This is a genomic window from Pantoea sp. UBA6567 (genome assembly GCF_002434165.1).
GTDB lineage: Bacteria > Pseudomonadota > Gammaproteobacteria > Enterobacterales > Enterobacteriaceae > Pantoea > Pantoea eucrina.
In genome coordinates this window covers 710-26,661 of the sequence record NZ_DJJN01000002.1, presented here as the reverse complement: position 1 = coordinate 26,661, position 25,952 = coordinate 710, and the positions used below count along the sequence as shown (strand labels likewise).

29 protein-coding genes are annotated in these 25,952 nt (G+C 56.9%); 15 read left to right on the top strand and 14 right to left on the bottom strand.

Annotated features, from left to right (window positions below):
- Window positions 1-71: 71 nt before the first annotated feature.
- The 5 genes from endA to ruvX all read left to right on the top strand — a co-directional run bounded on the left by endA (window position 72) and on the right by ruvX (window position 3,689).
- A complete protein-coding gene (endA, locus tag B4M48_RS00575; protein ID WP_039380079.1) occupies window positions 72-776 on the top strand; it encodes a deoxyribonuclease I in 705 nt (234 codons plus the stop codon).
- Between the two features lie 74 nt (window positions 777-850).
- A complete protein-coding gene (rsmE, locus tag B4M48_RS00570; RefSeq protein ID WP_039380081.1) occupies window positions 851-1,582 on the top strand; it encodes a 16S rRNA (uracil(1498)-N(3))-methyltransferase in 732 nt (243 codons plus the stop codon).
- Window positions 1,583-1,678: 96 nt separating this feature from the next.
- The gene (gene gshB / locus B4M48_RS00565) at window positions 1,679-2,623 is read left to right on the top strand and encodes a glutathione synthase (protein ID WP_071668587.1); all 945 of its coding nucleotides are present in this window, start codon (window positions 1,679-1,681) and stop codon (window positions 2,621-2,623) included.
- An 86-nt stretch (window positions 2,624-2,709) separates the two neighbouring features.
- The gene (locus B4M48_RS00560; protein ID WP_039380087.1) at window positions 2,710-3,273 is read left to right on the top strand and encodes a YqgE/AlgH family protein; all 564 of its coding nucleotides are present in this window, start codon (window positions 2,710-2,712) and stop codon (window positions 3,271-3,273) included.
- Window positions 3,273-3,689, top strand: a complete 417-nt coding sequence (gene ruvX / locus B4M48_RS00555) for a Holliday junction resolvase RuvX (protein WP_039380089.1) — start codon at window positions 3,273-3,275, stop codon at window positions 3,687-3,689. Before B4M48_RS00560 ends, ruvX begins: the two co-directional genes overlap by 1 nt.
- Before the next feature lie 108 nt (window positions 3,690-3,797).
- Here ruvX and B4M48_RS00550 read toward each other — a convergent pair whose 3' ends face one another.
- Complete coding sequence (locus B4M48_RS00550) at window positions 3,798-4,805, bottom strand: type IV pilus twitching motility protein PilT (RefSeq protein WP_286876653.1); 1,008 nt, start codon at window positions 4,803-4,805, stop codon at window positions 3,798-3,800.
- A gap of 15 nt (window positions 4,806-4,820) precedes the next feature.
- On the opposite strand from B4M48_RS00550, the gene B4M48_RS00545 reads away from it, so the two are divergent.
- The 4 genes from B4M48_RS00545 to hemW are packed head-to-tail and all read left to right on the top strand — an operon-like array spanning window position 4,821 to window position 7,832.
- Window positions 4,821-5,528 carry a YggS family pyridoxal phosphate-dependent enzyme gene (locus B4M48_RS00545; RefSeq protein ID WP_039380094.1) on the top strand — a complete coding sequence of 236 codons (708 nt, stop codon included), beginning with the start codon at window positions 4,821-4,823 and terminating at the stop codon, window positions 5,526-5,528.
- 12 nt (window positions 5,529-5,540) lie between these two features.
- Window positions 5,541-6,095: a YggT family protein gene (locus B4M48_RS00540; RefSeq protein WP_288655750.1), complete on the top strand. Its 555-nt coding sequence runs from the start codon at window positions 5,541-5,543 to the stop codon at window positions 6,093-6,095.
- Between the two features lie 20 nt (window positions 6,096-6,115).
- Window positions 6,116-6,709, top strand: a complete 594-nt coding sequence (gene rdgB, locus B4M48_RS00535; protein WP_288655748.1) for an RdgB/HAM1 family non-canonical purine NTP pyrophosphatase — start codon at window positions 6,116-6,118, stop codon at window positions 6,707-6,709.
- Window positions 6,702-7,832, top strand: a complete 1,131-nt coding sequence (gene hemW / locus B4M48_RS00530; RefSeq protein WP_071668589.1) for a radical SAM family heme chaperone HemW — start codon at window positions 6,702-6,704, stop codon at window positions 7,830-7,832. The genes rdgB and hemW overlap by 8 nt, the downstream gene beginning before the upstream one ends.
- A gap of 31 nt (window positions 7,833-7,863) precedes the next feature.
- On the opposite strand, the gene B4M48_RS00525 is transcribed toward hemW, so the two are convergent.
- The 3 genes from B4M48_RS00525 to trmB all read right to left on the bottom strand — a co-directional run bounded on the left by B4M48_RS00525 (window position 7,864) and on the right by trmB (window position 9,869).
- On the bottom strand, window positions 7,864-8,577 hold the full coding sequence (locus tag B4M48_RS00525; protein ID WP_071668590.1) for a DUF2884 domain-containing protein: 714 nt from the start codon (window positions 8,575-8,577) through the stop codon (window positions 7,864-7,866).
- A gap of 246 nt (window positions 8,578-8,823) precedes the next feature.
- Window positions 8,824-9,150, bottom strand: a complete 327-nt coding sequence (locus B4M48_RS00520) for a YggL family protein (RefSeq protein WP_071668591.1) — start codon at window positions 9,148-9,150, stop codon at window positions 8,824-8,826.
- Window positions 9,150-9,869 (bottom strand): tRNA (guanosine(46)-N7)-methyltransferase TrmB, encoded by a 720-nt coding sequence (gene trmB, locus B4M48_RS00515; RefSeq protein WP_039380104.1) that lies wholly within the window; start codon window positions 9,867-9,869, stop codon window positions 9,150-9,152. Before trmB ends, B4M48_RS00520 begins: the two co-directional genes overlap by 1 nt.
- A gap of 154 nt (window positions 9,870-10,023) precedes the next feature.
- Here trmB and mutY point away from each other — a divergent pair, with 154 nt between their 5' ends.
- Genes mutY through mltC form a run of 3 tightly spaced genes read left to right on the top strand, consistent with a single transcriptional unit; the run spans window position 10,024 to window position 12,515 of the window.
- Complete coding sequence (mutY, locus tag B4M48_RS00510; RefSeq protein WP_071668592.1) at window positions 10,024-11,109, top strand: A/G-specific adenine glycosylase; 1,086 nt, start codon at window positions 10,024-10,026, stop codon at window positions 11,107-11,109.
- Window positions 11,109-11,381, top strand: a complete 273-nt coding sequence (locus tag B4M48_RS00505) for an oxidative damage protection protein (RefSeq protein ID WP_039380106.1) — start codon at window positions 11,109-11,111, stop codon at window positions 11,379-11,381. Before mutY ends, B4M48_RS00505 begins: the two co-directional genes overlap by 1 nt.
- Window positions 11,382-11,435: 54 nt before the next feature.
- Window positions 11,436-12,515, top strand: a complete 1,080-nt coding sequence (gene mltC, locus B4M48_RS00500) for a membrane-bound lytic murein transglycosylase MltC (RefSeq protein WP_039380107.1) — start codon at window positions 11,436-11,438, stop codon at window positions 12,513-12,515.
- 49 nt (window positions 12,516-12,564) lie between these two features.
- Here the strand turns inward: mltC and B4M48_RS00495 are convergent, their stop codons facing one another.
- The gene (locus B4M48_RS00495; RefSeq protein ID WP_039380108.1) at window positions 12,565-14,712 is read right to left on the bottom strand and encodes an ornithine decarboxylase; all 2,148 of its coding nucleotides are present in this window, start codon (window positions 14,710-14,712) and stop codon (window positions 12,565-12,567) included.
- A gap of 161 nt (window positions 14,713-14,873) precedes the next feature.
- Between B4M48_RS00495 and B4M48_RS00490 the strand changes: the two genes are divergently transcribed.
- A complete protein-coding gene (locus B4M48_RS00490) occupies window positions 14,874-15,875 on the top strand; it encodes an MDR family oxidoreductase (RefSeq protein WP_288655745.1) in 1,002 nt (333 codons plus the stop codon).
- Window positions 15,868-16,149, top strand: coding sequence for a SelT/SelW/SelH family protein (locus B4M48_RS00485; protein WP_039380110.1), 282 nt, complete (start codon window positions 15,868-15,870; stop codon window positions 16,147-16,149). Before B4M48_RS00490 ends, B4M48_RS00485 begins: the two co-directional genes overlap by 8 nt.
- Before the next feature lie 34 nt (window positions 16,150-16,183).
- Here the strand turns inward: B4M48_RS00485 and B4M48_RS00480 are convergent, their stop codons facing one another.
- The 6 genes from B4M48_RS00480 to B4M48_RS00455 all read right to left on the bottom strand — a co-directional run bounded on the left by B4M48_RS00480 (window position 16,184) and on the right by B4M48_RS00455 (window position 21,189).
- Window positions 16,184-16,975, bottom strand: coding sequence for a siderophore-interacting protein (locus B4M48_RS00480; protein WP_039380111.1), 792 nt, complete (start codon window positions 16,973-16,975; stop codon window positions 16,184-16,186).
- 160 nt (window positions 16,976-17,135) lie between these two features.
- A complete protein-coding gene (locus tag B4M48_RS00475; RefSeq protein ID WP_223811773.1) occupies window positions 17,136-17,279 on the bottom strand; it encodes a cytochrome P450 in 144 nt (47 codons plus the stop codon).
- A gap of 250 nt (window positions 17,280-17,529) precedes the next feature.
- Window positions 17,530-18,396, bottom strand: coding sequence for a helix-turn-helix domain-containing protein (locus tag B4M48_RS00470; protein ID WP_039380113.1), 867 nt, complete (start codon window positions 18,394-18,396; stop codon window positions 17,530-17,532).
- Between the two features lie 194 nt (window positions 18,397-18,590).
- Window positions 18,591-18,737, bottom strand: coding sequence for a DUF2474 domain-containing protein (locus B4M48_RS00465; RefSeq protein ID WP_369826793.1), 147 nt, complete (start codon window positions 18,735-18,737; stop codon window positions 18,591-18,593).
- Between the two features lie 22 nt (window positions 18,738-18,759).
- Window positions 18,760-19,764, bottom strand: a complete 1,005-nt coding sequence (gene cydB, locus B4M48_RS00460) for a cytochrome d ubiquinol oxidase subunit II (RefSeq protein WP_039380114.1) — start codon at window positions 19,762-19,764, stop codon at window positions 18,760-18,762.
- Window positions 19,765-21,189 carry a cytochrome ubiquinol oxidase subunit I gene (locus B4M48_RS00455; RefSeq protein ID WP_039380115.1) on the bottom strand — a complete coding sequence of 475 codons (1,425 nt, stop codon included), beginning with the start codon at window positions 21,187-21,189 and terminating at the stop codon, window positions 19,765-19,767.
- Window positions 21,190-22,021: 832 nt separating this feature from the next.
- On the opposite strand from B4M48_RS00455, the gene treF reads away from it, so the two are divergent.
- A complete protein-coding gene (treF, locus tag B4M48_RS00450) occupies window positions 22,022-23,680 on the top strand; it encodes an alpha,alpha-trehalase TreF (RefSeq protein ID WP_071668598.1) in 1,659 nt (552 codons plus the stop codon).
- A 45-nt stretch (window positions 23,681-23,725) separates the two neighbouring features.
- On the opposite strand, the gene B4M48_RS00445 is transcribed toward treF, so the two are convergent.
- The 3 genes from B4M48_RS00445 to B4M48_RS00435 form a co-directional block, all read right to left on the bottom strand.
- Window positions 23,726-24,550 (bottom strand): alpha/beta fold hydrolase, encoded by an 825-nt coding sequence (locus B4M48_RS00445; protein WP_071668595.1) that lies wholly within the window; start codon window positions 24,548-24,550, stop codon window positions 23,726-23,728.
- 123 nt (window positions 24,551-24,673) lie between these two features.
- A complete protein-coding gene (locus B4M48_RS00440; protein ID WP_039380118.1) occupies window positions 24,674-25,645 on the bottom strand; it encodes a sensor domain-containing diguanylate cyclase in 972 nt (323 codons plus the stop codon).
- A gap of 26 nt (window positions 25,646-25,671) precedes the next feature.
- The coding region (locus B4M48_RS00435) for a hypothetical protein (protein ID WP_288655744.1) at window positions 25,672-25,952 on the bottom strand (281 nt) is incomplete at its 5' end.

The window sequence follows — 25,952 nt, the reverse complement described above, 5'->3', positions numbered from 1 at the left end:
TCCCATTTCCCCGCTCCGGTCATTCTGCTACCCTGCCGCCCTTTTTTGGGTATCGGGTAAATTTCTGGAATATGTCTCGCAAAACGCTGTTACTTCTTCCTCTGCTGCTGGCACCGCTTAGCGCGTACAGCCTCAGCTTCTCTTCGTTTCATCAGAATAATTTTCGCCAGGCAAAAGTGGTTGCATCGCAAATCAACGCGGATGCGCCCGATTTCTACTGCGGCTGCACGATCAGCTGGCAGGGAAAAAAAGGCGTGCCCGATCTTAAAAGCTGCGGCTATAGCGTACGAAAAAATGCCAACCGCGCCGGGCGCATTGAATGGGAACATGTGGTTCCGGCGTGGGAATTTGGCCATCAGCGCCAGTGCTGGCAGGAGGGAGGGCGAAAAAACTGCGCCAAAGATCCGGTCTATCGCCGTATAGAGAGCGATCTGCATAATCTTCAGCCCGCTATCGGCGAGGTTAACGGCGATCGAAACAATTTCCAGTACAGCCAGTGGAACGGCGGCGAGCAGCCTTACGGGCAGTGCGCGATGAAAGTGGACTTCAAACAGAAGCTGGCTGAACCGCCGGCCCGCGCGCGCGGCGCCATTGCACGCACCTACTTTTACATGCGCGATCGCTATCAGCTGCGCCTCTCCCGCCAGCAGACTCAGCTGTTCAGCGCCTGGGATAAGCTCTATCCGGTCAGCGTCTGGGAGTGCGAGCGCGACAGCCGTATTGCTCAGGTGCAGGGAAATCACAACCCGTATGTACAGCGCGCTTGCCAGCGCTAAAAGCGCTACCCTAAACTAGCTTATTATTTTTGCGCCGCATCACGGGATGCGGCAATAACGCTGGCAGGAACCGCATGCGTATACCCCGCATTTATCACCCCGAACCGCTCTCTGTTGACAGTGAAATCTTTCTTGAAGATGACGCGGCTAACCACGTTGGCCGCGTGCTGCGCATGGGCGCCGGGCAGATGCTTGAACTGTTTGATGGCACTAATCTGACTTTTAACGCCGAAATCACCCAGGCGGATAAAAAGCGTGTAAAAGTAAGGGTTCTTAGCGGTCAGCCTGATGACCGGGAATCCCCCTTGCATTTACATCTGGGTCAGGTGATGTCGCGTGGTGAAAAAATGGAATTCACCATCCAGAAATCGATAGAGCTGGGCGTAAACGTGATTACGCCCTTGTTTTCTGAGCGCTGCGGCGTGAAGCTGGATGCAGAAAGGCTGGCAAAGAAGATCCAGCAGTGGCAGAAGATTGCTATCGCCGCCTGCGAGCAGTGTGGCCGCAACCGCGTACCGCTGATTCGTGACGCGATGACGCTGGAAGCCTGGTGTGCCGAAGCTGATGAGGGCATCAGGCTGAATCTTCATCCACGCGCCAGCCACAGCATCAACACCCTGCCGCAACCGGTTGAGCGGGTGCGGCTGCTGATTGGCCCTGAAGGGGGATTATCTGCTGAGGAGATCGCCATGACGGCGCAGCAGGGCTTTACGGATATATTACTGGGGCCGCGCGTGCTGCGCACGGAAACCACTGCCCTCACCGCTATAACGGCACTTCAGGTGAGGTTTGGCGATCTCGGTTAAGGGATAATTCGGGCCGTAAAAGAGACGCAGACTACTACACAGCACGACGCTTTCGCATGGAAGGACGTCGCTGATATCCCCTCTGAGGAGAGAATAATGATTAAGCTTGGCATTGTGATGGACCCGATTTCGTCTATCAATATTAAAAAAGACACCAGCTTCGCCATGTTGCTGGAGGCACAGCGTCGTGGCTACGAAATTCATTACATGGAGATGGGCGACCTCTCTCTGCGCGGCGGCGTGACCTGGGCCCGTACGCGTCTGCTGAGCGTGGAGCAGAATGCTTCGCAGTGGTATGAGTTTGGCAGCGAGCAGACTATCCCGCTGGCCGATCTCAACGTTGTGCTGATGCGTAAAGATCCACCTTTTGACACCGAGTTTATTTACGCGACCTATCTGCTGGAGCGGGCTGAGGAGCAGGGTACGCTGATTGTGAACAAACCGCAGAGCCTGCGCGATTGTAACGAAAAGCTCTATACTGCATGGTTTGCAGATCTGACGCCGGATACGCTGGTCACGCGTAATAAAGAGCAGCTGCGCGCTTTCTGGCAGGAACATGGTGATGTCATTCTGAAGCCGCTTGACGGTATGGGTGGCGCATCCATTTTCCGCGTTAAGCAGGATGACGCAAACTTTGGCGTGATCACAGAAACCCTGACCAATCACGGCCAGTTCTTCTGCATGGCGCAAAATTATCTGCCGGCGATTAAAGAGGGCGATAAGCGCGTCCTGGTCGTCGATGGCGAGCCGGTACCTTACTGCCTGGCGCGTATTCCACAGGGCGGCGAAACGCGCGGCAACCTTGCAGCCGGTGGTCGCGGCGAAGCGCGCCCGCTTTCTGACAGCGACTGGGAAATTGCACGACGTGTCGGTCCCACGCTGAAAGCGAAGGGGCTGATTTTTGTTGGCCTGGATATCATCGGTGATAAACTTACTGAAGTGAATGTCACCAGCCCAACCTGCGTACGGGAAATTGAAGCGGCGTTCCCGATTTCAGTTACCGGAATGCTGATGGACGCGATCGAAAAACGTCTGGGCTGAGGACGCAGCCGGAGTGCAAACTCCCTAACCCCTTTGATACCGGCGCTGCCGCACTGGCGCCGGTTCTCTTCGGTAAATGAATGACAATGAATTTACAGCATCATTTTTTGATAGCGATGCCCTCTCTGCAGGATCCTCTGTTCAAACGCTCTGTTGTCTATATCTGCGAGCATAATGAAGAGGGTGCGATGGGTTTGATTATTAATAAACCGATGGAGAACCTGACGGTAGAGGGTATTCTGAAGAAGCTAAAAATCACTCCGTCAGAGCGCGATCCGGCGATTAAGCTCGATAAACCGGTGTTTGCCGGCGGTCCGCTGGCGGAAGATCGCGGTTTTATTCTGCACTCTGCGCAGCATACTTATGCCTCCAGTATTCGCATCTCAGACAACACCGTGATTACTACCTCGCGCGATGTGCTGGAAGCGATCGGCACTGCTCAGCAGCCGGAGAATGTGCTGGTCGCACTCGGCTACTGCGCCTGGGAAAAAGATCAGCTGGAGAACGAGCTGCTGGAGAACGCCTGGCTTACGACCCCGGCCGACACGCAAATTTTGTTCCAGACGCCGATTGCCGGACGCTGGCGCGAAGCCGCCCGCAGCATGGGTGTCGATATTCATAACATGACCAGCGATGCGGGACACGCCTGATGCAGAATGCAACGCTGCTCGGCTTTGATTTTGGCACCAAAAGCATCGGTGTTGCCGTGGGTCAGCAGCTCACCGGCACCGCACGTCCGCTGACAGCGCTGAAAGCTCAGGAAGGCACGCCAGACTGGAACCTGATTGAGAAACTGCTGAAGGAGTGGCAGCCTGACTACGTGGTGGTCGGCCTGCCGCTGAATATGGACGGCACCGAACAGCCGCTGACTGCCCGCGCACGCAAATTTGCCAATCGCCTGCACGGCCGTTTTGGCGTACGCGTTGAGCTGCAGGATGAGCGCCTGAGTACCGTTGAGGCGCGCGCCGATCTCTTTAAGCGCGGCGGCTTTCGTGCACTGCAGAAAGGACAGGTAGACTCACAGTCGGCCGTGATTATTTTGCAGGACTGGTTCGAAACCCACTGACGCTGCAAGCAGCGTAAACGCGATAAAGCGCACTCCGGTCAGCAGGTGTAGCCGATGCCGGGAGCTGACCGGGCGCACAGCTGCAGCATCAGTGCTGCTTCAGCTCCGCTATCCGCTTGCCTGGTCAATAATGCCCTCCGCGCGGCGTGCCTGTTCACTTTGCGCAAAGGTCTGCATGCCATGCTGCGCACCGGTCTGCAGCACGCCCGGCAGCTGATGTCCTTTGCCTTCACGGATCAGGCTGGCTACCGCAGGCGTGGCGATCAGCACCTCATACAGCGCAACACGTCCGCCCGCTTTCGCCGCCACCAGCCGCTGCGCCACTACCGCTTTCAGGCTGCCCGCCAGCTGCGTGCGCACCAGGTTTTTCTCTTCGGCCGGAAAGACATCAACCAGACGATCAACCGCCTGCGCCGCGCTGCGGGTATGCAGCGTAGCGAGCACCAGATGCCCGGTCTCAGCGGCGGTCAGGGCTAAACGGATCGTCTCACTGTCGCGCAGTTCACCCAGCAGAATAACGTCGGGATCTTCACGCAGCGCCGCTTTCAGCCCGTGCTGAAAAGAGAGGCAGTGCGTCCCCACTTCACGCTGCTGAATCAGCGAACGCTGACTCCGGTGCACAAACTCGATCGGATCCTCCAGAGTGATGATATGCCGCGCCTGCTGCTGGTTCAGCGCCTGTACCAGTGCAGCCAGCGTCGTCGACTTGCCGCTGCCGGTTGCACCGCTAATCAGAACCAGTCCCTCCTGCAGCTGCAGGAGCTGCTGCACGGCAGGCGGCAGGCGCAGCTGCGCCAGCGGCGGGATCGTCTGCGCAATCAGCCGCAGCGCCAGTGATAATCCGTGCCGCTGGGTGAAAAGATTGGCACGCAGCCGTATGCCGCTGCTGAGCGTCAGGGCAAAGTCCGCCTGTCCGGTGACGTCAAGCTCCGACTGCTGCGCAGCGCTGAGAAACCGCGTAGCAAACCTCTCCAGCCATGCAGATGGCAGCGGCAGCTGCTGCGGCACCGGCTCCAGCACGCCCTGCCGCCTCCAGTGCGGTAAATGTCCGCTGCACAGGTGCAGATCGGCGGCGTTATGCTTTACACTAAGGGCCACAATTTCATCTAAATCCATTTATTTCTCCTGACTATGACTTCCATTGAGCACAACTTACATCAGGTACGCGAGCGTATCGCTGCCGCTGCCGTGCGTTGCGGCCGGGCGCCAGAAGAGATTACGTTGCTTGCAGTAAGCAAAACCAAACCTGCGAGCGCTGTCGCAGAAGCGGTTGCCGCCGGGCAGCGCGCGTTTGGCGAAAACTACGTGCAGGAAGGGGTGGAAAAGATCGCGGCGCTGATGACGGAAGGCGATCTGCAGTGGCACTTTATCGGTCCGCTGCAATCCAATAAAAGCCGTCTGGTCGCAGAACATTTTGCCTGGTGTCATACCGTTGATCGCCTGCGTATTGCGCAGCGGCTTAACGACCAGCGTCCGGCGCACCTGCCGCCGCTGAACGTGTTAATTCAGGTAAATATCAGTGACGAAAACAGTAAATCTGGCATCATGCTGGAGGCTGTTCCGGCGCTGGCCGCGGCTATCGCCGCCCTGCCCCGCCTGAGCCTGCGCGGCCTGATGGCGATTCCGGCTCCCGAGCAGGATTATGCACGCCAGCTGGCCGTCTGCCAGCAGATGGCCAGTGCGTTTCATGCGCTGCAGCGCGACTATCCCGCCATTGATACGCTTTCACTGGGCATGAGCGACGATATGGAAGCGGCAATCGCGGCCGGCAGCACTATGGTAAGAATTGGCACCGCCCTGTTTGGCGCGCGGGATTATGCGCGACCTTCACAACAATAACTGAGGAACTCCATGTTAACACTGACGTTTTTAGTCAAAACGCTGATCGATCTCTACGTCATGGTACTGCTGCTGCGTATCTGGATGCAGTGGTCACGCTGCGACTTCTACAATCCGCTGGCGCAGTTTGTGGTGAAGATTACGCAGCCGGTGATCAAACCGCTGCGTCGCGTGCTGCCCGCTATCGGCCCCATCGATACCGCCTCGCTGCTGCTGGCGTTTGTGCTGACCACGCTGAAGTATCCGATTCTGCTGCTGATTCAGGTCGGCGCTTTCTCGGTTGATCCCACCAATCTGCTGGTAGGACTGCTGTCGCTGCTGAAGTCAGCCGGTAATCTGGTGTTCTGGGTCATTATTATCCGCTCGCTGATGAGCTGGATCAGTCAGGGACGCGGGCCGCTGGATCACGTGCTGATACAGCTTACCGAACCGCTGATGGCACCTATTCGCCGTATGCTGCCCGCTATGGGCGGTATCGACTTCTCCGCCATGATTGTCATTCTGATGCTCTATGCGCTGAATTTCCTTGGCATGGACCTGTTCCCGGGTCTCTGGTATCTGCTGTAATTTGTTAATCTGGAACTGTTATGCAAAAAGTTGTTCTCGCAACCGGTAATCCGGGCAAAGTTCGCGAACTGGCCGATCTGCTCGCTGATTTCGGGCTGGATATCGTGGCGCAAACGGAGCTTGGCGTGGAGTCAGCCGAAGAGACCGGTCTGACCTTCATTGAAAATGCGCTGCTTAAATCGCGTCACGCGGCGCAGATAACCGGCCTGCCGGCTATCGCGGATGATTCCGGTCTGGCGGTAGATGCGCTGGGCGGCGCGCCCGGCATCTACTCCGCACGCTATGCTGGCGCAGAAGCCAGCGACCAGCAAAATCTGGAGAAGCTGCTGCTGGCGCTGGAAAATGTGCCGGATGGCGCGCGTCAGGCGCAGTTTCACTGTGTGCTGGTCTATGTGCGGCACGCCGCTGACCCGGTACCGCTGGTGTTTCACGGCAGCTGGGCGGGCGAAATTACCCGTACGGCGGCTGGTGAAGGCGGCTTTGGCTACGATCCCATCTTCTTTGTACCGGAAGCGGGTAAAACCGCCGCTGAACTGAGCAAAGAGGATAAGCGTGCCCTCTCCCACCGGGGTAAAGCGTTAACGCTGCTGCTGGACGCGATGCGCAATGGCTGAGTTACCACCGCTGAGCCTCTACATCCATATTCCGTGGTGCGTACAGAAGTGCCCCTACTGCGACTTCAACTCACACGCGCTGAAAGGGGAAGTCCCGCATCTGGAGTATGTGCAGCACCTGCTGCAGGATCTTGAGCAGGACCTGCCTCTGACCGCCGGACGCGAGGTACGCACCATCTTTATTGGCGGCGGCACGCCAAGCCTGCTGAGCAGCCACGCGATGCAGACGCTGATGGATGGCGTACGGGCGCGCCTGCCGCTGGCGGCTGATGCGGAGATCACCATGGAAGCGAATCCCGGCACGGTGGAAGCCGATCGCTTCAGCGGCTATCAGGCTGCGGGGATCAATCGCATTTCCATCGGCGTGCAGAGTTTTAGTCCGCAGAAGCTGGAGCGGCTGGGGCGTATTCATGGACCGCAGGAGGCGAAACGCGCCGCTGAACTGGCCGCCGCGCTCGGGCTGCGCAGTTTTAATCTGGATCTGATGCATGGCCTGCCTGACCAGTCGCTGGAAGAGGCGCTGGACGATCTCCGTCAGGCAATTGCGCTTAACCCGCCCCATCTCTCCTGGTATCAGCTAACCATTGAGCCGAACACGCTGTTTGGTTCCCGACCACCGCAGCTGCCGGATGATGATGCGCTGTGGGATATTTACGAGCAGGGGCACCAGCTGCTGACGGCTGCCGGCTATCAGCAGTATGAAACCTCAGCCTACGCGAAGCCGGGCTATCGTTGTGAGCACAATCTCAACTACTGGCGCTTCGGTGATTATCTCGGTATCGGCTGCGGAGCGCACGGTAAGCTGACGCAGGCGGATGGCCGCATTGTGCGGACGGTCAAAACCCGTCATCCGCGCGGCTTTATGAAGGGCAACTATCTTGATAAGCAACATGAAGTGGCGGACGAAGATAAGCCGTTTGAGTTCTTTATGAACCGGTTCCGCCTGCTGGAAGCGGCGCCGCGCGCGGAGTTTCAGCGTTATACCGGGCTGGATGAACAGACGATCCGCCCGCAGATGGAGCAGGCTATCGCCGCAGGCTATGTCACTGAGAGCGCCAGCGAGTGGCAGATCACCGAGAAAGGCAAACTGTTCCTGAATTCGTTGCTGGAACTGTTTATGTAATCAGAGCGGCCCGGTGGCCGCTCTTTTTTTGCTAGTTAATACTCTTCACCAGCGTTTTACGCTGGTTTTCCAGCGCGATGACCCGGTTGCAGACCTCATGGCCAAAGTTCTGGAAATCGCGCTCCTGGTTGTTCCATTCAGTCTGAATCGACTGCTGCAGACCACCCAGATTGCCCATCAGCGCCTGCAGCGGATTACTGCTGCTGGTCGCCTGCTGCGTGCCCATCTCATTCAGGCTATCCTGCAGTACGCCGCCCAGCGTGCTCTGTACCAGCTTCTGTCCGTCAGCGCGCACCTGGTTTATTGCCTGGTGGTGGAACGTCAGGCCATCCTGGCGCTGCTCAATGATGCGATTCATCTGCTGCTTCAGCTGGCTATCCAGCGTGGTCAGGCGGTTGCGCACATTGCTGTCGCTGCCCAGTTTCTCAACGATCACTTTATCCAGTGCGGCGCGCCCGCGTTCAAGGCGCGTTTTTGCGCCGTTGCTGACCCACGGCAAATCGCGACGCAGCGCGCTCTGGTAATCAATCGCCTGCTGACGTGCCGCGTTATCAACGGTAACCGTTTTGCCGTTAAAGGTGACATCACCCTGTGGGGTCATCGTGAGATTGCCGTTGCTGCCGACAACCTGAACGCTTTGTGGGGTGATCACCACATCATCCTGCGGATTAACGCTGCACTGGTAGTCAGCGTGTGCCTGCGCTGCCGTCAGCAGTAGCGCGGCGAACAGAGCCTTACGAATCATGAGATCTCCTGAATGTGCTGTGCGGGGTGGGTATTGTGCGGCCAATGGCGCGGGCGCCATGAATGGCGCCCCTGCGGCAAATTACATTGTAGGGGGCGCATTAATGCGCCTCTGGCGCGGTGTTACAACGGGCGCCATGAATGGCGCCCCTGCGGCAAATTACATCGCAGGGGGCGCATTAATGCGCCCCCTGCGCAGTGCAGTACAGGGCGCGCAGAAATGCGCACCCGCATGTCGCACTACAACTTAGTCCCACCAGACGTCGAAGAGTTCCGTTATCTGGATATCAGACAATTCACGCCCTTCCAGCCACTTGCGCACCAGTTCACGATGCTCATCGGTGCACTTTCCGGTCTGCTGCATGCAGACCAGGCCTTCCCATACCAGATAACCACTGCCGTCATAAGCCAGACCGTTTGGATCGATCACCTCAGTGATAAACTGATCCAGCGTGGCATCAATCTGCTCTTCGGTGGTTCCCTCGGCAAAACGCCATGCTACGGAGAAACCCAGCTCCTGAAACTCATCAATATGCAGTTTCTTACGTAAACGACGACTGCGCTGTACGGCCATTATTTTACCCTCTCAAACATCAGATCCCACACGCCATGGCCCAGTCGCTGCCCGCGCTGCTCAAATTTAGTCAATGGACGCGTCTCAGGACGCGGCACGTAATCCTGGGTGGCTGACTGATTAACGTAACCCGCTACGCTGTTCATCACCTCCAGCATATGGGTCGCGTAATCTTCCCAGTCGGTGGCCATATGAAACACGCCGCCAAGCTTCAGCTTACGGTGCACCAGTTCAGCAAACGGCGCCTGCACGATACGGCGTTTATTGTGACGCGCTTTGTGCCACGGATCCGGGAAGAAAAGCTGCACCATGCGCAGAGAGTTATCCGGGATCATATGCTCCAGCACTTCTACCGCGTCATGGCACATGACCCGCAGATTCTCTACGCCCGCTTCCTTCGCAGATGCCAGGCAGGCACCTACGCCCGGCGCATGCACTTCAATGCCCAGGAAGTTCTGCTGCGGATTATTTTGCGCCATGGTGACCAGCGAGGCGCCCATACCAAAACCGATCTCCAGCACCAGCGGTGCGTCGCGCCCGAACAGCGCGGTCATGTCCAGCGGCGCGGGCTGATACTCAACGCCCATCACCGGCCAGTATTGATCCAGCGCGAGCTGTTGGCCTTTCGTTAACCGCCCCTGGCGGCGTACGAAGCTGCGGATACGGCGCAGCGGCCGCCCGTTTTCATCAAATTCCGGAGTGATGACGTCATTTATCATGTTGAAGCCTGCTGGTTAGCCTGTTCGGGGAAACGGGCATTATGCAAAGTTAAAGGTCAGAAGCAAGCCTTTGCAATCTTCCGGTTTACACCCCTGACGCTCTGTGCTGCAATTCCTGCCTGATTGTAGAGTAAACACGGAAAATTTCCTTCATATGATGCAGGCGTCGCAATTCGCGCAACAGGTGCTGAAGTGGTATGACCGCTTTGGCCGTAAAACGCTGCCGTGGCAGCTGGAAAAGACGCCCTACAAAGTGTGGCTTTCAGAGGTCATGCTGCAGCAGACGCAGGTTGCCACGGTTATTCCCTATTTTGAACGTTTTATGGCGCGCTTCCCCACCGTGCGCGATCTTGCTGCCGCGCCGCTGGATGAAGTGCTGCATCTCTGGACCGGCCTCGGCTACTATGCGCGGGCGCGCAACCTGCATAAAGCGGCTAAACAGGTCGTGGATCAGCACGGCGGTGAGTTCCCGCCGGACTTCACGGCAATTGCTGCTCTGCCGGGCGTGGGTCGCTCGACCGCCGGGGCGATCCTTTCACTGTCGCTTGGCCTGCATTTTCCGATTCTGGATGGCAACGTCAAACGCGTGCTGGCGCGCTGCTACGCCATAGGCGGCTGGCCTGGCAAAAAAGAGGTTGAAAAGCAGCTGTGGCAGATCAGCGAAGCAGTGACGCCAGCGCAGGGTGTCAGCCAGTTTAATCAGGCGATGATGGATCTCGGCGCGCTGGTCTGCACCCGCTCGCGACCAAAGTGTGAAATCTGCCCGCTTAATAGCGGCTGTGAAGCGTATGCCAGCCAGAGCTGGGCTGACTATCCGGGCAAAAAGCCCAAAGTCACTCTGCCGGTACGCAGCGGCTGGTTTTTGCTGATGCAGGATGGCGATAATGTCTGGCTGGCGCAGCGTCCGCCCACGGGACTGTGGGGCGGCCTTTACTGCTTTCCGCAGTTTAGCAGCGAGGATGCACTGCGGGAGTGGCTGACACAGCACGGTATTAGCGGCAATCTGCAGCAGCTGACGGCATTTCGCCACACCTTTAGCCATTTCCATCTGGATATTGTGCCGATGTGGCTGGCAGAGCCATCCGCCGGGTCGCTGATGGATGAAGCGGGCGGTCTCTGGTATAACTTAGCGCAACCACCGTCAGTGGGCCTTGCTGCCCCGGTAGAGCGTTTACTGCATGAATTACGCCATCCGCAGCAGCTGTCACTGTCATCGCGCGCGATCGAAGAGGAAGAGTAATGAGCCGCACCATTTTTTGTACCTATCTGCAACGTGACGCTGAAGGCCAGGACTTTCAGCTCTATCCCGGCGAGCTGGGCAAGCGCATCTATAATGAGATTTCTAAAGAAGCCTGGCAGCAGTGGATGTCGAAACAGACCATGTTGATCAACGAGAAAAAGCTCAACATGATGAATCCGGAAGATCGCAAAGTGCTGGAAAAGGAGATGGTCAATTTCCTGTTTGAAGGCAAAGATGTGCATATCGAAGGTTTTACCCCGCCAGAAAAATAACCGTTCCGGGCCTTCCTTTGAGGCCCGCTTTTTTGAGTCAGGCACAGATTCACGATGAATAAAAAACTGATAGCCCTGCTGGCGATCGCGCCGCTATTAATCTCCTGCTCCGGACAAAAAAAATCGCAGTATCACGAAGAGTGGGTTAAAGATACCAACGGCTTTGACATTCTGATGGGACAGTTTGCCGCCAATATTGAAAATATCTGGGGCATTAATGAAGTCCTTATCGCCGGGCCGAAAGATTATGTGAAGTACAGTGACAGCTACTACACCCGCAGTCACATCAACTTCGACAAGGGTAGTATCACCATTGAGACCATCTCCGGTACCGATCCCATGGCCAGCCTGCGCCAGGCGATCGTCACCACCCTGCTGATCGGCGACGATCCGGGCAATGTCGATCTCTACTCTGACGCCAACGATATTAAGATCAGTAAAGAGCCGCTGCTGTATGGCCAGGTGCTGGATAATACCGGGCAGCCAATCCGCTGGCAGGGGCGCGCCGCCAGCTTTGCGGACTACCTGATCCAGAACAAACTGCAAAAACGCACCGCCGGGCTGCATGTGATCTGGTCGGTAACCATTCCGATGGTGCCGAACCATCTCGACAAGCGTGCACATAAGTATCTGCCGATGGTGCGCAAATCTGCTGAGCAGTATGGTGTCGATGCCTCACTGATTCTGGCGATTATGCAGACCGAATCGAGCTTTAACCCCTATGCGGTCAGCCACGCTGATGCGCTGGGGCTGATGCAGGTGGTGCAGCATACTGCCGGCGTTGACGTCTTCCGCATGAAAGGTAAATGGGGCAAGCCGAGCCGCAGTTATCTGCTGGACCCGGAAAACAACATCGATGCCGGTACGGCTTATCTGTCGCTGCTGCAGAAAAGCTATCTGGGCGGCATTCAGGATCCCACTTCGCGTCGCTATGCGGTGATCACCGCGTATAACGGCGGTGCCGGCAGCGTACTGCGCGTCTTCTCCAGCGATAAAGACCGCGCATTTTCGCTGATCAACGATATGTCGCCAGCCGATGTCTACCAGACGCTGACCAGCCGCCATCCTTCTGCCGAGTCGCGTCGTTATCTCTATAAAGTTAACCAGGCGCAGCGCAGCTATCACCGCTATTAAATGCGCCGGATTGTCGCGCCCTGCCCGATCGGGTCAGGGCGCGATACGCTCAGGTCAGCATATTCGCCACCAGCTGCTTATAGCCGCTGCTCTGTTCCGCGATATAAACACCCTGCAGCTCCGGTGAAAAGCCCGGCAGCTGGTTGATGCCCGCTTCCAGCGCGAGGAAGTAGCGCTGTACCGCCCCGCCCCACACCTCGCCGGGCACGACGCACAGCACGCCCGGTGGATAAGGTAGTGCCCCTTCCGCCGCGATGCGCCCTTCCGCTTCTGCGACCGGCACCAGCTCCACTTCACCGCGGATATAAGCCTGATGCGCATCCTGCGGATTGACCGCTACCGGCGGGAAACAGTCAGCGCGGAACATCGCTTTCTGCAGATCTTTAACGGCAAAACTGACGTAGAGATCGTGCATCTCCTGACAGAGGCGGCGCAGCGTATAGCCGCGATAGCGCTCCGCATGCTTGCGATACAGGCTCGGCAGCACTTCCGCCAGCGGCGCATCTTCGCGCACCTGCTGTTCAAACTGCTCCAGCATCGCCACCAGATGCGCCATCTTCTCCGCGCTTTCTGCCGGCGTCAGCAGGAACAGAATGGAGTTGAGATCGCACTTCTCCGGCACGATGCCGTTCTCACGCAGATAGTTCGCCAGTATGGTGGCCGGAATGCCAAAGTCGCTGTACGCGCCGCTGCGTGCGTCGATGCCCGGCGTGGTAAGCAGCAGCTTGCAGGGGTCAATCTGATACTGGCCCGGCGCATAGCCGCTGAAGCCGTGCCACTCTGCGTCGGGCTCAAAGCTAAAGTAAGCCGGATCGCGGGCGATAGCGGCGCTGTCTGCCTGCTGCCACGGCGCGCCGTGTACCTGAGCAGGCAGAAACGGTTTAATCATGGTGCAGCGCTGCAGGATCGCTTTACGCGCATCAATGCCCTGTATGACGCAGTCGTGCCACAGGCTGCGTCCTGCCTCGCCCTGGTGCATACGCGCGTTGATATCCAGCGCGGCAAACAGCGGATAAAACGGGCTGGTTGAGGCGTGCAGCATAAAGGCGTTGTTCAGCCGCTTATGCGGGCAAAAGCGCTGCTGACCACGGATATGATTATCCTTTTTATGGATCTGTGAGGTCTGCGAAAAGCCCGCCAGCTGTTTGTGTACTGACTGGGTGACAAAGATCCCCGGATCGTCTTCCGTCAGGGTAAGCGTCAGCGGTGAACCCGCCGCCATCAGCGGAATAAACTGTTCATAGCCGAGCCACGCGGAGTCAAACAGAATGTAGTCGCACAGATGACCGATGCGGTCCACCACCTGACGCGCGTTGTAAACGGTGCCGTCATAGGTGCCGAGCTGGATAATCGCCAGCCGGAATGGCCGCGCCTGCCTGGCGCGTTCAGGGTTAACCTTTGCGATCTCTGCCCGCAGATAGCTTTCATCGAAACAGTGCGCGTCGATGCCGCCAATCAGGCCAAACGGATTACGTGCCGCCTCCAGGTAGACTGGCGTGGCGCCCGCCTGCAGCAGCGCGCCGTGATGGTTGGATTTATGGTTATTGCGATCGAACAGAACCAGGTCGCCGCGCGTCAGCAGCGCATTGGTGACGACTTTATTAGCGCTTGATGTTCCGTTCAGCACAAAATAGGTTTTGTCGGCGTTAAAAACGCGGGCTGCAAACTTTTGCGCATCTTTCGCCGAGCCTTCATGGATTAGCAGATCGCCCAGCCGGACATCTGCATTACACATATCAGAGCGGAACAGGTTTTCCCCATAAAATTCATAAAACTGCCGCCCGGCGGGATGGCGGCGGAAAAACGCCCCGCCCTGATGGCCCGGGCAGGCGAAGGTGCTGTTCTGCATATCGACGTAGCGCGTCAGGGTATCAAAGAAAGGCGGCAGCAGTGCGGCCTCATACTGCTGCGCAGCCTGCTCCAGCGCCTGCCACTCTTCAGCTGCGCCGTTGATTTCTCCGGTCACGCCAGGCAGATCCAGCACTGCGGTATCAAACGCGTTAGCCACAAATACCGGCAGGTTAAATCCGGTCTGGCGCAGCAGCATCAGTACGCCGCTGCGCGTATCCGCCAGCGAGAGCACCACCGCGGCAACGTCGGTAAAGTCAGTCGTGTCGAGCGTCACGACATCGCGGGTGGTATTCAGGCTCAGGCCCGGCGCAATTGCCACGCTGGCAGCTATTTTCAATGGGTTCATAACTCAAATCCCCGGCATAACAGGATGAGTGGGTGCCAGTGGCACAGAAAGGAACGGCGTGACCGGTGCAGGACACCCGCCGGTCGCGATAATGGCATTTTTTGCTGCCGCTCACAATCAGGGGTACTATTGGCTGCACACTTCCCATCGCCGGAGGCGGCATGTTCAAAGCATTAGTCATTGAAAATGATGCGCAGGGGTATCGCACCTCCCTGCAGGATCTCTCCGAGCAACAGCTTCCCGATCGGGATGTTATCCTCGATATCAGCTACTCCACGCTGAATTACAAAGATGCGCTCGCCATCTGCAACAAAGGGCCGATCGTACGCCAGTTTCCCATGGTGCCAGGCATCGACTTTGTGGGCCGCGTGACCCACAGCCGCCATCCGGCGTGGCAGCAAAACGATCTGGCGCTGCTGACCGGCTGGGGCGTGGGTGAAAAGCACTGGGGAGGACTGGCGCAGAAAGCCAGCGTCTCCGGCGACTGGCTGGTCAGCGTGCCGGATGCGCTCAGTCCGCAGCAGACGATGGCGATAGGCACCGCCGGCTTTACCGCGATGCTCTGCGTGATGGCGCTGGAAAAACAGGGCATCACCCCGCAGCACGGCCCGGTGCTGGTAACGGGAGCCAGCGGCGGCGTAGGCAGTTTTGCGGTGAGCCTGCTGGCACGCCTGGGATATGAGGTGGTCGCCGCCAGCGGACGCGCAGCTGAGCGCGACTACCTGTGCAATACGCTGGGCGCCACAGCGGTAATCGATCGTGCTGAACTCAGCGAACCGGGTAAACCGCTGGCAAAAGAGCGCTGGGCTGCCGCCATTGATACCGTGGGCAGCCACACGCTGGCCAACGTGCTGGCAGGGATGCGGCGCGACGGTGTGGTGGCCGCGTGCGGAATGGCGCAGGGGCTGGATCTGCCGGGCAGCGTGGCCCCCTTTATTCTGCGCGGCGTCACGCTGACCGGTATCGATAGCGTCATGTGTCCGCAGACGCTGCGCCAGCAGGTGTGGCAGCGGCTGGCAGAACAGGCCGACAGCGCGCTGCTGCAGCAGATAACCCGCATCATCCCGCTCAGCGAAGCGCAGGAAGGTGCCAAACAGCTGCTGGCGGGCAACGTGCGCGGCCGGCTGATAGTGGATTGCCGTCAGGGAGTTAACGATGTCTAAGCCCGCGATTACCCTGCACTACTGCACCCAGTGCAACTGGATGCTGCGTTCAGCGTGGATGGCTCAGGAGCTGCTGCAGACGTTCAGCGACGATCTCAGCGCGGTCACGCTGCAGCCTGGTACCGGCGGCGTCTTTGAGATCAGCGTGGATGGTCAGGTTATCTGGGAGCGCAAACGCGACGGCGGTTTTCCGGATGCGGTCACGCTGAAACAGCGCGTGCGCGACTACTGCTGGCCGGATCGTTCGCTGGGTCATGCCGACAAACGGCGCTAGCGCCGCTCGCCGGCAGCGGGATATCTGCCGCTGCTTACTTTTCAGGTGACTTTTGATGCCAGTAGGCGACGGCGCGGACAAAGTCCGTATCCGCGCCGCGCTGCTGCGTAAAATAGTCGCTGAGCTGCTTCACCGCATTGCCTTCTCCGGTCAGCCAGACAAAATAGTCATCGCCGGTAAAATCGATGGCAGCCAGTTCTGCCGTCAGCTGCGCTGGCGTAGTGGTCGCCATACGGTTGCTGCCCAGCCAGTGGACGGTAACGCCCTCCATCTCTTCCAGATAGTCGTGTCCGATAGCGGCATCCGTAAACGCCAGCAGGTGAACGTGCTGCGCCTGCAGCTCCGCATAGCGCCGCTTAAAAGCAGGCAGCCCGGTTTCATCGCAGACATACACCTGGCAGGCGTAATCCACCGGCATAATGCAGGAGCCGCGCGGCCCGCCCATCGCGATCCGGTCGCCAGGCTTAGCCGCAGCTGCCCAGCCGCTCGCCACTCCGTCATCATGCATATAGAAATCGAGCGTCAGAGAGTCGACGCCGTTAAACGCCAGCGGCGTGTAGTCACGCGCGGCGGGACGCACGCCCTCAGGCCAGACGATGCCCTCTTCACTCAGCTGCGGCAGCGCAACATCGCAGCCCGGCCCGGAGGGAAAAAAGACTTTGATGTGATCGTCAAACGAGGGGGAATGAAAGCCTGCCAGATCGGCCCCGGTAAATACAATGCGCCAGAAGACGCCGGCAACACGGGTTTTGCTGGCTACCGTCAGATGACGAAAGCGCAGCTCATTACGCACTCGCTGCGGTGCACGACTCTTTTTCTGTGACAATTCACTTCTCCCGGCAGCGGCAGCAGCGCACTCCGCCTGTGCCGCCACGCTAAATTAATGTAAATAATTCTCATTACGTGGCGAAACGATAGCGGTGACCGCGCCGGGAAACAATGTCGAAAAATGCGGTTGCCGCATTAGCGGAGAGCGGCGGCAAGTGTCAGGCGTGCAGATCGCTGCAGCAGAGAGAAACGTTCTCACTGTTTTCATACTGAGGCAGTGCGTTATCACCCACAATTTCCTGCTGAGCACAGCGCTGCTGGTGCGGATGCAGGCCACCGGGGGGTGAAAATGGCTCAGCCATTTGCGCACCGGCCAGCGATGAAAAAACGGCAAGCGCCGCGGACAAGAACAACGGTAAAAGTCGCATGATAATTTAGGGTTTCATTTAAAGATCCGGAGCGGATCGGGAATGCAGAGAGCCATCCAGCCTGATGCTGCGCTGCCAGCACATGGCGCGGCAGGTCAGGCTTCGGAGCAGAATTTTACGCCGCTACCGGCGCAGGGTTTATAAAATTGTGCGGTTTGTCACATTTAGCCGCACAATTTGCTGATTATTCCAGTGCTACCGGAATATGAAAGGTGCCCTGCAGCAGCTGCGGCGTACTGTATTTCAAATCGAGCCTGAGCAGATCTTTACCGGGCCGGCGTGCCACGCCGAGCGCGGGCAGATGGTTGTAGTAAATCTCGGCGGTGAAGGCGTTGATCTCTTCCGGCGCGCCATGCCAGTCGATCTCTGCATACAGCCCGCTCTCGCCGGTCCAGTTCTGCACATGCTGCGGCAGAACGTCAGCGTGCTCACTCTCCAGCGCCTGAAACAGGCTGATATGCTGCTGATCGAGCGAGCTCACGCCGGGACTGAACTGAAAACCGAGCCAGCCGCGCGTGGCGTGCTGTCCGGCAAAGGCGATAAAGTCGCGTGTATGCTGCGCCACAATATGATTGTGATGGTCAATATATTCGCCAAAGCGGCACTCCCACTCCACCACCTCTCCACTCAGACGAATTTCCGGCTTCTCGGCGAGCCGTGTTTTAACCCACGGGCGCGGCGCAGAGATGCGGCTGTGAAAAGCTTTCATGCGCATTTCCGGAATACGACGATAGGCGCCAGGCGTCAGCGAGAAATGGCTTTTGAACACGCGGGTAAAATTTTGCTGATTGTCGAAGCCAAAACGTACGGCGATGTCGATCAGCGGCATGCTGGTTAAGCGAAGCGCCATAGCGGATAAAGTCAGGCGGCGTTTGCGCGTGTAGGAGGCCAGCGTCTGGCCGGTCATCTCCTTGAACATGCGCTGCATATGCCATTTGGAATAGCCTGATTTCAGGGTGATAAGATCGATATTAAGCTCATCGGTCAGGTTGGCTTCAATCCAGTCAACCAGGTCAGAGATATACTGCTTTTTCAGGTTCAGGCTAAGCATGGTTCTAATTGAATGAGTCAGGAAAGTGCGCGTTAATGCGTTATTTGTCACATAAATATAACAAAATCGCCTAACCAACGTAAGGAAGAGTAAAGGATCCGCTCAGGGCGGCGCACTAATTGCTTAGGTTACTAACTTTTTTTAACGCAAGGCGAGCGGCACGCTGTGCTGTGCCGCTCTGCTGCAGACAGATATTAATGCGAACGCATACCTGCCGCGGTCATCATCATACGAAACAGGGATGCCACCACGCCGAGTGCCAGCACGCTTGCACCATAGATGATCACCAGCCACATCACCCGCTTCCAGAGCGGCGCTTTGTGTTCAGTGTGCTGTTTCATGTTGCTGACCTCCGTTTGCATCTCAATGGTATCCTGCGTCAGCTTTGATTTTTCCGCGGAACACATAGTAGCTCCAGAAGGTATAGCCCAGAATCATCGGGATAATCAGCAGGCTGCCCACCAGCATAAAGGCCTGGCTCTGCGGCGGCGATGCCGCTTCCCAGATAGTTACGGATGGCGGAATAATGTTTGGCCAGACGCTGATGCCAAGCCCGGAGAAGCCGAGGAAAATCAGCGCCAGCGTCAGCAGGAACGGCGAATAGTGCGCCTCACGTTTGATGGCGCGCATGATCCCCCACGAGCAGAGCAGAACCAGTACCGGCACCGGCAGGAACCAGAACAGGTTTGGCCGGGTAAACCAGCGCTGCGAAATCGCTTCGTGAGCAAACGGCGTCCACAGGCTGATAATGCCGACTATCACCAGCAGCGCAATCACCAGCGGCGTAGCCAGCGCAGACATTTTACGGTGCAGTTCGTTTTCGGTTTTCATGATAAGCCAGGTGCAGCCCAGTAGCGCATAGGCCACGACCAGACCCACGCCGCAGAACAGCGGGAACGGGGCCAGCCAGTCCAGAGCTGAACCGGCAAACTCACGTCCTTTAACCGGGAAACCGTTGATCATCGCACCGACCGCCACGCCCTGGCTGAAGGTCGCCAGCAGCGAGCCGGCAATAAACGATTTATCCCAGAATGCACGATGCTCTTCGGTCGCCTTGAAGCGAAATTCAAACGCCACACCGCGGAAAATCAGGCCGATCAGCATAGCCGTCAGCGGGATCGCCAGTGCATCAGCGATCACCGCATAGGCGAGCGGAAAGGCACCATACAGCCCTGCTCCGCCCAGCACCAGCCAGGTTTCATTACCATCCCAGACCGGCGCCACGGTGTTAACCATCATGTCGCGCTCAACGGCATCTTTGTTAAACGGAAACAGAATACCGATGCCCAGGTCAAAGCCATCCATCACGATATACATCAGCGTGGCAAAGACGATGATGGCGAACCAGATAACGGAAAAATCGATCATTTATTTACCCTCCTGCGAAGCATCCAGGCTCTCATGTGCAGCAGAGAGCGGGCGCGCTGGCGTCTTATCCTGACCCGGACCACCGTGACGGACATCTTTCCCTTCACCGGTGTGCGGACCTTTTTTGATCAGGCGCATCATATAGACATAGCCCACGCCAAACACCGATGAGTAGACCAGGATAAAGGCCAGCAGGCTGATACTCATATGCAGGTCGCCATGCGCTGAAACCGCATCAATTGTGCGCTGCACGCCGTAAACCACCCACGGCTGACGTCCGATTTCAGTGGTGAACCAGCCAGCAAGGATAGCGATCAGGCCCGATGGTCCCATCAGCAGCGCAAACCACAGGAACGGTCGTGAGCTGTAAAGACGCTGTTTATAACGCAGCCACAGGCTGAACACGCCGAGCGTGATCATCAGCAGCCCCATCGCCACCATGACGCGGAACGACCAGAAGATCACCAGCGAATTAGGCCGATCCTCTTTCGGGAAGGTTTTCAGTGCCGGAACCTGTTTATCAAGACTGTGCGTCAGGATCAGGCTGCCGAGATAAGGAATTTCCAGCGCATACTTCGTACGCTCCTCTTCCATATCCGGAATACCAAACAGGATCAGCGGCGTGGCTTCACCCGGCGGGTTTTCCCAGTGTCCTTCAATGGCAGCAATTTTTGCCGGCTGATGCTCCAGCGTGTTCAGGCCGTGCGCATCGCCAATCATCGCCTGAATCGGAGCAACAATCAGCGCCATCCACAGCGCCATTGAGAACATCTTGCGGATCGCCGGGTTGTCATTGCCGCGCAGCAGATGCCATGCCCCGGACGCGCCCACAAAGAAGGCGCTGGCAAGGAATGCCGCCACCGACATATGGAACAGCCGATAAGGGAATGAGGGGTTAAACACAATTTTGAACCAGTCTTCCGGCACCACAATACCATTCTGGATGATGTAGCCCTGCGGCGTGTGCATCCAGCTGTTTGATGCGAGGATCCAGAACGTGGAGATCAGCGTACCTAACGCGACCATACAGGTGGCGAAGAAGTGCAGGCCTGGTCCGACGCGGTTCCAGCCAAACAGCATGACGCCGAGGAAGCCCGCCTCAAGGAAGAAGGCAGTCAGCACCTCATAGGTCAGCAGCGGACCGGTAATACTCCCGGCAAACTGCGAAAACCCGCTCCAGTTGGTCCCGAACTGATAGGCCATAACCAGACCTGAGACCACCCCCATACCGAAGTTCACCGCAAACACTTTCGACCAGAAGTGATAGAGATCGCGATAGGTTTCGTTACGGGTTTTCAGCCACATCCCCTCAAGCACTGCCAGAAAGCTGGCAAGCCCGATAGTGATGGCCGGGAAGATAATATGGAAGGAGACAGTAAACGCGAACTGTATCCTGGCCAGATGAAAAGCATCTAATCCAAACATTGCTTACCTCATTGCCACAAAATTACGCGGAATTTTTACTTATTATTAACAAAGATGGCGCACAGAATAATTTCTGCTACGCCGTCATCAATTCCCGCCAAATGTGAGAAACCGGCAGGAACAAACGGAAAAGTAGGAGTGAATAAAACTATACCAGTAAATCTTGATTAAGATCATTGTTTTTGCGAGAAACTATCTGTTTAAAATCACTGAGTTAAGGTTAATTATCCTGCTCTATTGTGACAATGTTGTTATTAAGCTTAGCGGCTGTAAAAGAGATTACTTCTTTAAGCAGTTCATTTGATTGTTAATTACGGTAACAACCAAAACGGCAGCCTGATGTTTGCGCCAGCGCAGTGTAAAAATTATTGCACGGCCGTTTTTTAGTTAAATTAAAATTAAAAAAAACCTGTTTATAGCGAAAGGTAATTAATAACGTTTTCGCTTAGCGCCTGCTCATCTGGCAAAAAATTTACCGCGGCGAGGTCCTGTGCAGATTCCGGATGTACAGACACCCGGATGGCTGTAACGCGTAAGTCGCGCACCGGGTGCAGAAAACAACCGCATAAATTGATCAAGAAAAAAGGGAGAGCGGCGCCTGAAATTGGCGATTTTCTTATTTGCAGATTAATCCGGTGCGCTTTCTGAAGGTATATTTAAGAAACACCTTAAATATCTTTAAATACAGGCCGTTGTTAATATTGCAAAAAAGGCAAAAACGGCGATCCATCGACAATATTTATTACGTTCATAGATATTTCGCATTGTTGTCTGCAACCGCGAACCCTCTATAATTTGTCTTTTGAGCAACCAGGAATTTCAGGAGGCCGTTATTAATACTAACCACCAGCCACGCCATGTGTTCGGGGAACACGAAGCCCATGCTGATCTGGAGTATCAATACGATCCTCATGAGTTCGTGCGTGAAGGCGCAGAGGATTCGGAGCCAGAACCTGAGCTGATTCAGGGACTGCCAGCACCGGATGCGCTGACGCCTGCCGATCGCTATCTGGAGATGTTTGAACACGTTCAGACCTCTCATATTTTTGCTGACAGCAAAACATTTCCCGACTGCGCGCCTAAATTCGATCCGCTGGATATTCTTATCCGCTATCGTCGCCGCAAACGGGCGGGCGATCTCGATCTGGAAAAGTTTATTCATGAGCACTTTTACCTGCCGCAGGTAAATGAGAGCTTTTATGTCTCAAATCCGGATAAAACGCTGAAAGAGCACATCGATGATCTGTGGCCGGTGCTGACAAAAATGCCTCAGCAGCATATGCCACACTCCTCGCTGCTGCCGCTGCCAAAACCTTACGTGGTACCCGGCGGCCGCTTTGGCGAAACCTATTACTGGGACTCCTATTTCAGCATGCTGGGGCTGGCTGATGCCGGACGTGACGATCTGCTGCGTCATATGGCGGACAATTTTGCCTGGCTGATCGATAACTACGGTCATATTCCTAACGGAAACCGTACTTACTATCTCAGCCGCTCGCAGCCACCGGTATTTGCCCTGATGGTGGAGCTGTTTGAAGAGGATGGCATTCGCGGTGCCAAACGCTACCTTGACCAGCTGATGAAAGAGTATCAGTTCTGGATGGATGGCGCAGGTGAGCTGATGCCGCATCAGGCTTATCGTCACGTTGTGCGCATGCCCGACGGCTCTCTGCTCAACCGCTACTGGGACGATCGCGACACACCGCGTGATGAATCCTGGGTGGAAGATGTGGAGACGGCCAGCAAGTCGAGCCGTCCGGCCAGTGAGGTTTACCGCGATCTGCGCGCCGGTGCTGCATCCGGCTGGGATTACTCTTCACGCTGGCTACGCGATCCGCAGCGACTGGCGAGTATCCGTACTACGCAGTTTATCCCGGTCGATCTCAATGCGTTTCTCTACAAGCTGGAGCTGATGATCTCCACGCTATCGCACGCCCGGGGCGAAGAGCTGACGGCGCTGGCGTGGCAGAAAAAAGCGGATGCGCGCAAGCAGGCGATTAACCGTTACCTCTGGGATACCACCGCAGGCGTTTATCGTGACTACGACTGGCGCAACGAGCGGTTTGGCGCCTTTACTGCCGCTGCGGTTGTACCGCTGTTCCTCGGCCTCGCTTCGCCTGAGCAGGCGCATCTGCAGGCGATTGCGCTGCGCCAGCTGCTGCTGACGCAGGGCGGACTGCTGACCTCGATGGTCGAGAGCGGCGAGCAGTGGGACGCGCCTAACGCCTGGGCACCGCTGCAGTGGATGGCCGTAGTGGGGCTGAATCATTACGGTGAAGAGACGCTGGCCACTGAGATTGCGGTGAACTGGCTGACGACGGTGAAAAACTTCTACTCGCTGCATCACAAGCTGGTTGAGAAATATGATATCAGCGGCGATCGGGCGCGTCCGGGCGGCGGCGGCGAATATCCGCTGCAGGACGGTTTTGGCTGGACCAACGGCGTGACGCGTCGTCTGCTGACGATGTATGGTCATCTGCTGGCAGATTAACTCTGCCCTGCAGTTCAGAGGAGGTCGCCCGCAGGCGACCTTTTTTTATTTCTGCTGCTGCAAAAAGGCGAGCAGGTCGGCGTTGAGTCGATCCTGATGAGTAACAGCAAAGCCGTGCGGTGCATTGTCATACACTTTCAGCTGTGAATGTTTAATCATCTCATGCGCCAGCTTGCCGGTCGCCTCAAAGGGTACGACCTGATCGTTACTGCCGTGGATCACCAGCGTGGGCACATCGACTTTAGCGATATCATCCCGGAAGTCCGTCTCTGCAAACGCCGTAACGCAGTCGATAGTCGCTTTCAGCGAAGCGAGCAACGCGATATTGAGCGTCTGGGTCAGCACCCCGTCTGAAACCTGCTGTCCGGCATTCAGACCATAAAACGGCGTGGCAAAATCGCTGATGAACTGCGCACGGTCCTGACGTAATCCCGCCCTGATATCATCAAAGACCGCCTGTTCCGGGCCTTCCGGATGATCCGCTTTCCGGCCAAACACCGGCGTCACGGCACCCAGCAGCACCAGCGATTTTACTTTTGCGCTGCCGTAGCGGCCAATGTAGCGCGTGACATCGCCTCCGCCCATTGAAAACCCTACCAGCGTAATCTCTTCCAGCTGGAGATGTTCGATCAGGTCATGGATATCATCAGCGAAGGTATCGTAGTTATACCCTTCCCACGGCTGCTCTGAGCGGCCAAAACCGCGACGGTCAAACGCGATAACCCGATAGCCCCGCTCCGCGAGGAAAGTCAGCTGGCTGTCCCACATATCCGCATCCAGCGGCCAGCCGTGGCTGAACAGCACTGGCTGGCCGCTGCCCCAGTCTTTAAACCAGAGCGTAACGCCATCTTTAGTCTGAAAGGTGCTCATCTCATTCTCCGTGTGTGGCCGATAACAGGCAGTTTTATTGCCGGCAGAGATCGCTGCAGCAATAATCACAGACAAGTTTAGGCGCATTACGCGAACAGGGGTGACAGCGGATGCGTTTAATAATTAAATGTCGCGTCTCTCCTGCCCGGAGGCAGCAAGCCTTATCCCCTGCTTTCCGTTACGCTTCACCTGATACATCGCCTCGTCCGCCCGTTTCAGCGCATCATCAAAGCTCTCTTTTGCCCGTACCTGAGCCACCCCGATTGAAGCGCCAATCTGTGCGAGACCGTTGTCGACATCAAACGGCTGCAGCGCCGCCTCCAGCACCGCCTGCGCCAGAATCCGCACTTTAGGGTAGTCGATCAGGAATGGCATCAGCAGCACAAACTCATCACCGCCGAGCCTGCCTGCCAGCACCACAGGCGGCAGAGCGTCCAGCATCCGCTGGCTGAGCTGGATCAGCACTTCATCACCGCTGCGATGACCGAGCGTATCATTGACGTGTTTGAAGTTGTCCAGATCGATAAACGCCACACAGAGCGGCCCTCCGGCCTGCATCTGCGCAAACTGAACGGAGAGCGCATGGCGATTGGCGAGACCCGTCAGCGGATCGTGATGCGCCAGCAGCGCAAGCTGAGCCTCATAATTTTTCTCTTTGGTCATATCGATATGCGTACCGGTCACACGCAGCGGATTACCCGCCGCATCCCACTCGCTGACGCGACCGCGGTCCAGCACCCAGGTAATTTTGCCATTTTTGCCAATCATGCGGTGCAGCGCCTCATACCACGGTGCCCGCCCTTCGATATGGTCGTAAAACGCCCGCAGCACCTCATCAGCATCTTCCGGATGCAGGCACTCCCGCCAGGCATCAAACCGCGCTTTGGTCTCTTTCGGCTGAAAGCCGAGCATCGCCCCCCAGCGCCGGTTGAATATCACCAGTTTGCCGCTGGGAATGTCCAGCTGCCACAGGCAGAGTCCGGTGCCATCCAGCGCAGCGCTGAGTTTATTGCGCGCATCATGCGCAATGCGCTTCAGGCGCGCGTTGTGTTTTTTCAGGTTCTGGATCTGCTGACGCAGGGCTTCTTCAGACATAGTCAATTACGGTGAGAAAATAAACGCTATTTTGCCTGCCCTGAATTTTCTGTAAACAGACGAGGTGAAAAGCCGACGAGTTTCGGAAAATTGTCCCAACCGCAGAAGTAATGGCGCATTATCGGCCAGTTTTCAGTTTGCTTTGTCTGTTGGGGCTGGGCGCGAAGCAGCGCGGGGCTGAGAAAATAGCGCGGAGCTTTGCGCTGAGCAGCGCGAGGCTGGGTGCGGCAGCGCGCGGCACTGAGAGGTTCCGCCCGCCAGGCTTCTGGCAGTTTCAGCGGCGCTTGCGCACGCGGACGGGCTAAGG

Coding starts and splice junctions, on each gene's coding strand:
- endA (WP_039380079.1), top strand. CDS start 72: ATGTCTCGCAAAACGCTGTTACTTCTTCCTCTGCTGCTGGCACCGCTT.
- rsmE (WP_039380081.1), top strand. CDS start 851: ATGCGTATACCCCGCATTTATCACCCCGAACCGCTCTCTGTTGACAGT.
- gshB (WP_071668587.1), top strand. CDS start 1,679: ATGATTAAGCTTGGCATTGTGATGGACCCGATTTCGTCTATCAATATT.
- B4M48_RS00560 (WP_039380087.1), top strand. CDS start 2,710: ATGAATTTACAGCATCATTTTTTGATAGCGATGCCCTCTCTGCAGGAT.
- ruvX (WP_039380089.1), top strand. CDS start 3,273: ATGCAGAATGCAACGCTGCTCGGCTTTGATTTTGGCACCAAAAGCATC.
- B4M48_RS00550 (WP_286876653.1), bottom strand. CDS start 4,805: ATGGATTTAGATGAAATTGTGGCCCTTAGTGTAAAGCATAACGCCGCC.
- B4M48_RS00545 (WP_039380094.1), top strand. CDS start 4,821: ATGACTTCCATTGAGCACAACTTACATCAGGTACGCGAGCGTATCGCT.
- B4M48_RS00540 (WP_288655750.1), top strand. CDS start 5,541: ATGTTAACACTGACGTTTTTAGTCAAAACGCTGATCGATCTCTACGTC.
- rdgB (WP_288655748.1), top strand. CDS start 6,116: ATGCAAAAAGTTGTTCTCGCAACCGGTAATCCGGGCAAAGTTCGCGAA.
- hemW (WP_071668589.1), top strand. CDS start 6,702: ATGGCTGAGTTACCACCGCTGAGCCTCTACATCCATATTCCGTGGTGC.
- B4M48_RS00525 (WP_071668590.1), bottom strand. CDS start 8,577: ATGATTCGTAAGGCTCTGTTCGCCGCGCTACTGCTGACGGCAGCGCAG.
- B4M48_RS00520 (WP_071668591.1), bottom strand. CDS start 9,150: ATGGCCGTACAGCGCAGTCGTCGTTTACGTAAGAAACTGCATATTGAT.
- trmB (WP_039380104.1), bottom strand. CDS start 9,869: ATGATAAATGACGTCATCACTCCGGAATTTGATGAAAACGGGCGGCCG.
- mutY (WP_071668592.1), top strand. CDS start 10,024: ATGATGCAGGCGTCGCAATTCGCGCAACAGGTGCTGAAGTGGTATGAC.
- B4M48_RS00505 (WP_039380106.1), top strand. CDS start 11,109: ATGAGCCGCACCATTTTTTGTACCTATCTGCAACGTGACGCTGAAGGC.
- mltC (WP_039380107.1), top strand. CDS start 11,436: ATGAATAAAAAACTGATAGCCCTGCTGGCGATCGCGCCGCTATTAATC.
- B4M48_RS00495 (WP_039380108.1), bottom strand. CDS start 14,712: ATGAACCCATTGAAAATAGCTGCCAGCGTGGCAATTGCGCCGGGCCTG.
- B4M48_RS00490 (WP_288655745.1), top strand. CDS start 14,874: ATGTTCAAAGCATTAGTCATTGAAAATGATGCGCAGGGGTATCGCACC.
- B4M48_RS00485 (WP_039380110.1), top strand. CDS start 15,868: ATGTCTAAGCCCGCGATTACCCTGCACTACTGCACCCAGTGCAACTGG.
- B4M48_RS00475 (WP_223811773.1), bottom strand. CDS start 17,279: ATGGCTGAGCCATTTTCACCCCCCGGTGGCCTGCATCCGCACCAGCAG.
- B4M48_RS00470 (WP_039380113.1), bottom strand. CDS start 18,396: ATGCTTAGCCTGAACCTGAAAAAGCAGTATATCTCTGACCTGGTTGAC.
- B4M48_RS00465 (WP_369826793.1), bottom strand. CDS start 18,737: ATGAAACAGCACACTGAACACAAAGCGCCGCTCTGGAAGCGGGTGATG.
- cydB (WP_039380114.1), bottom strand. CDS start 19,764: ATGATCGATTTTTCCGTTATCTGGTTCGCCATCATCGTCTTTGCCACG.
- B4M48_RS00455 (WP_039380115.1), bottom strand. CDS start 21,189: ATGTTTGGATTAGATGCTTTTCATCTGGCCAGGATACAGTTCGCGTTT.
- B4M48_RS00445 (WP_071668595.1), bottom strand. CDS start 24,550: ATGAGCACCTTTCAGACTAAAGATGGCGTTACGCTCTGGTTTAAAGAC.
- B4M48_RS00440 (WP_039380118.1), bottom strand. CDS start 25,645: ATGTCTGAAGAAGCCCTGCGTCAGCAGATCCAGAACCTGAAAAAACAC.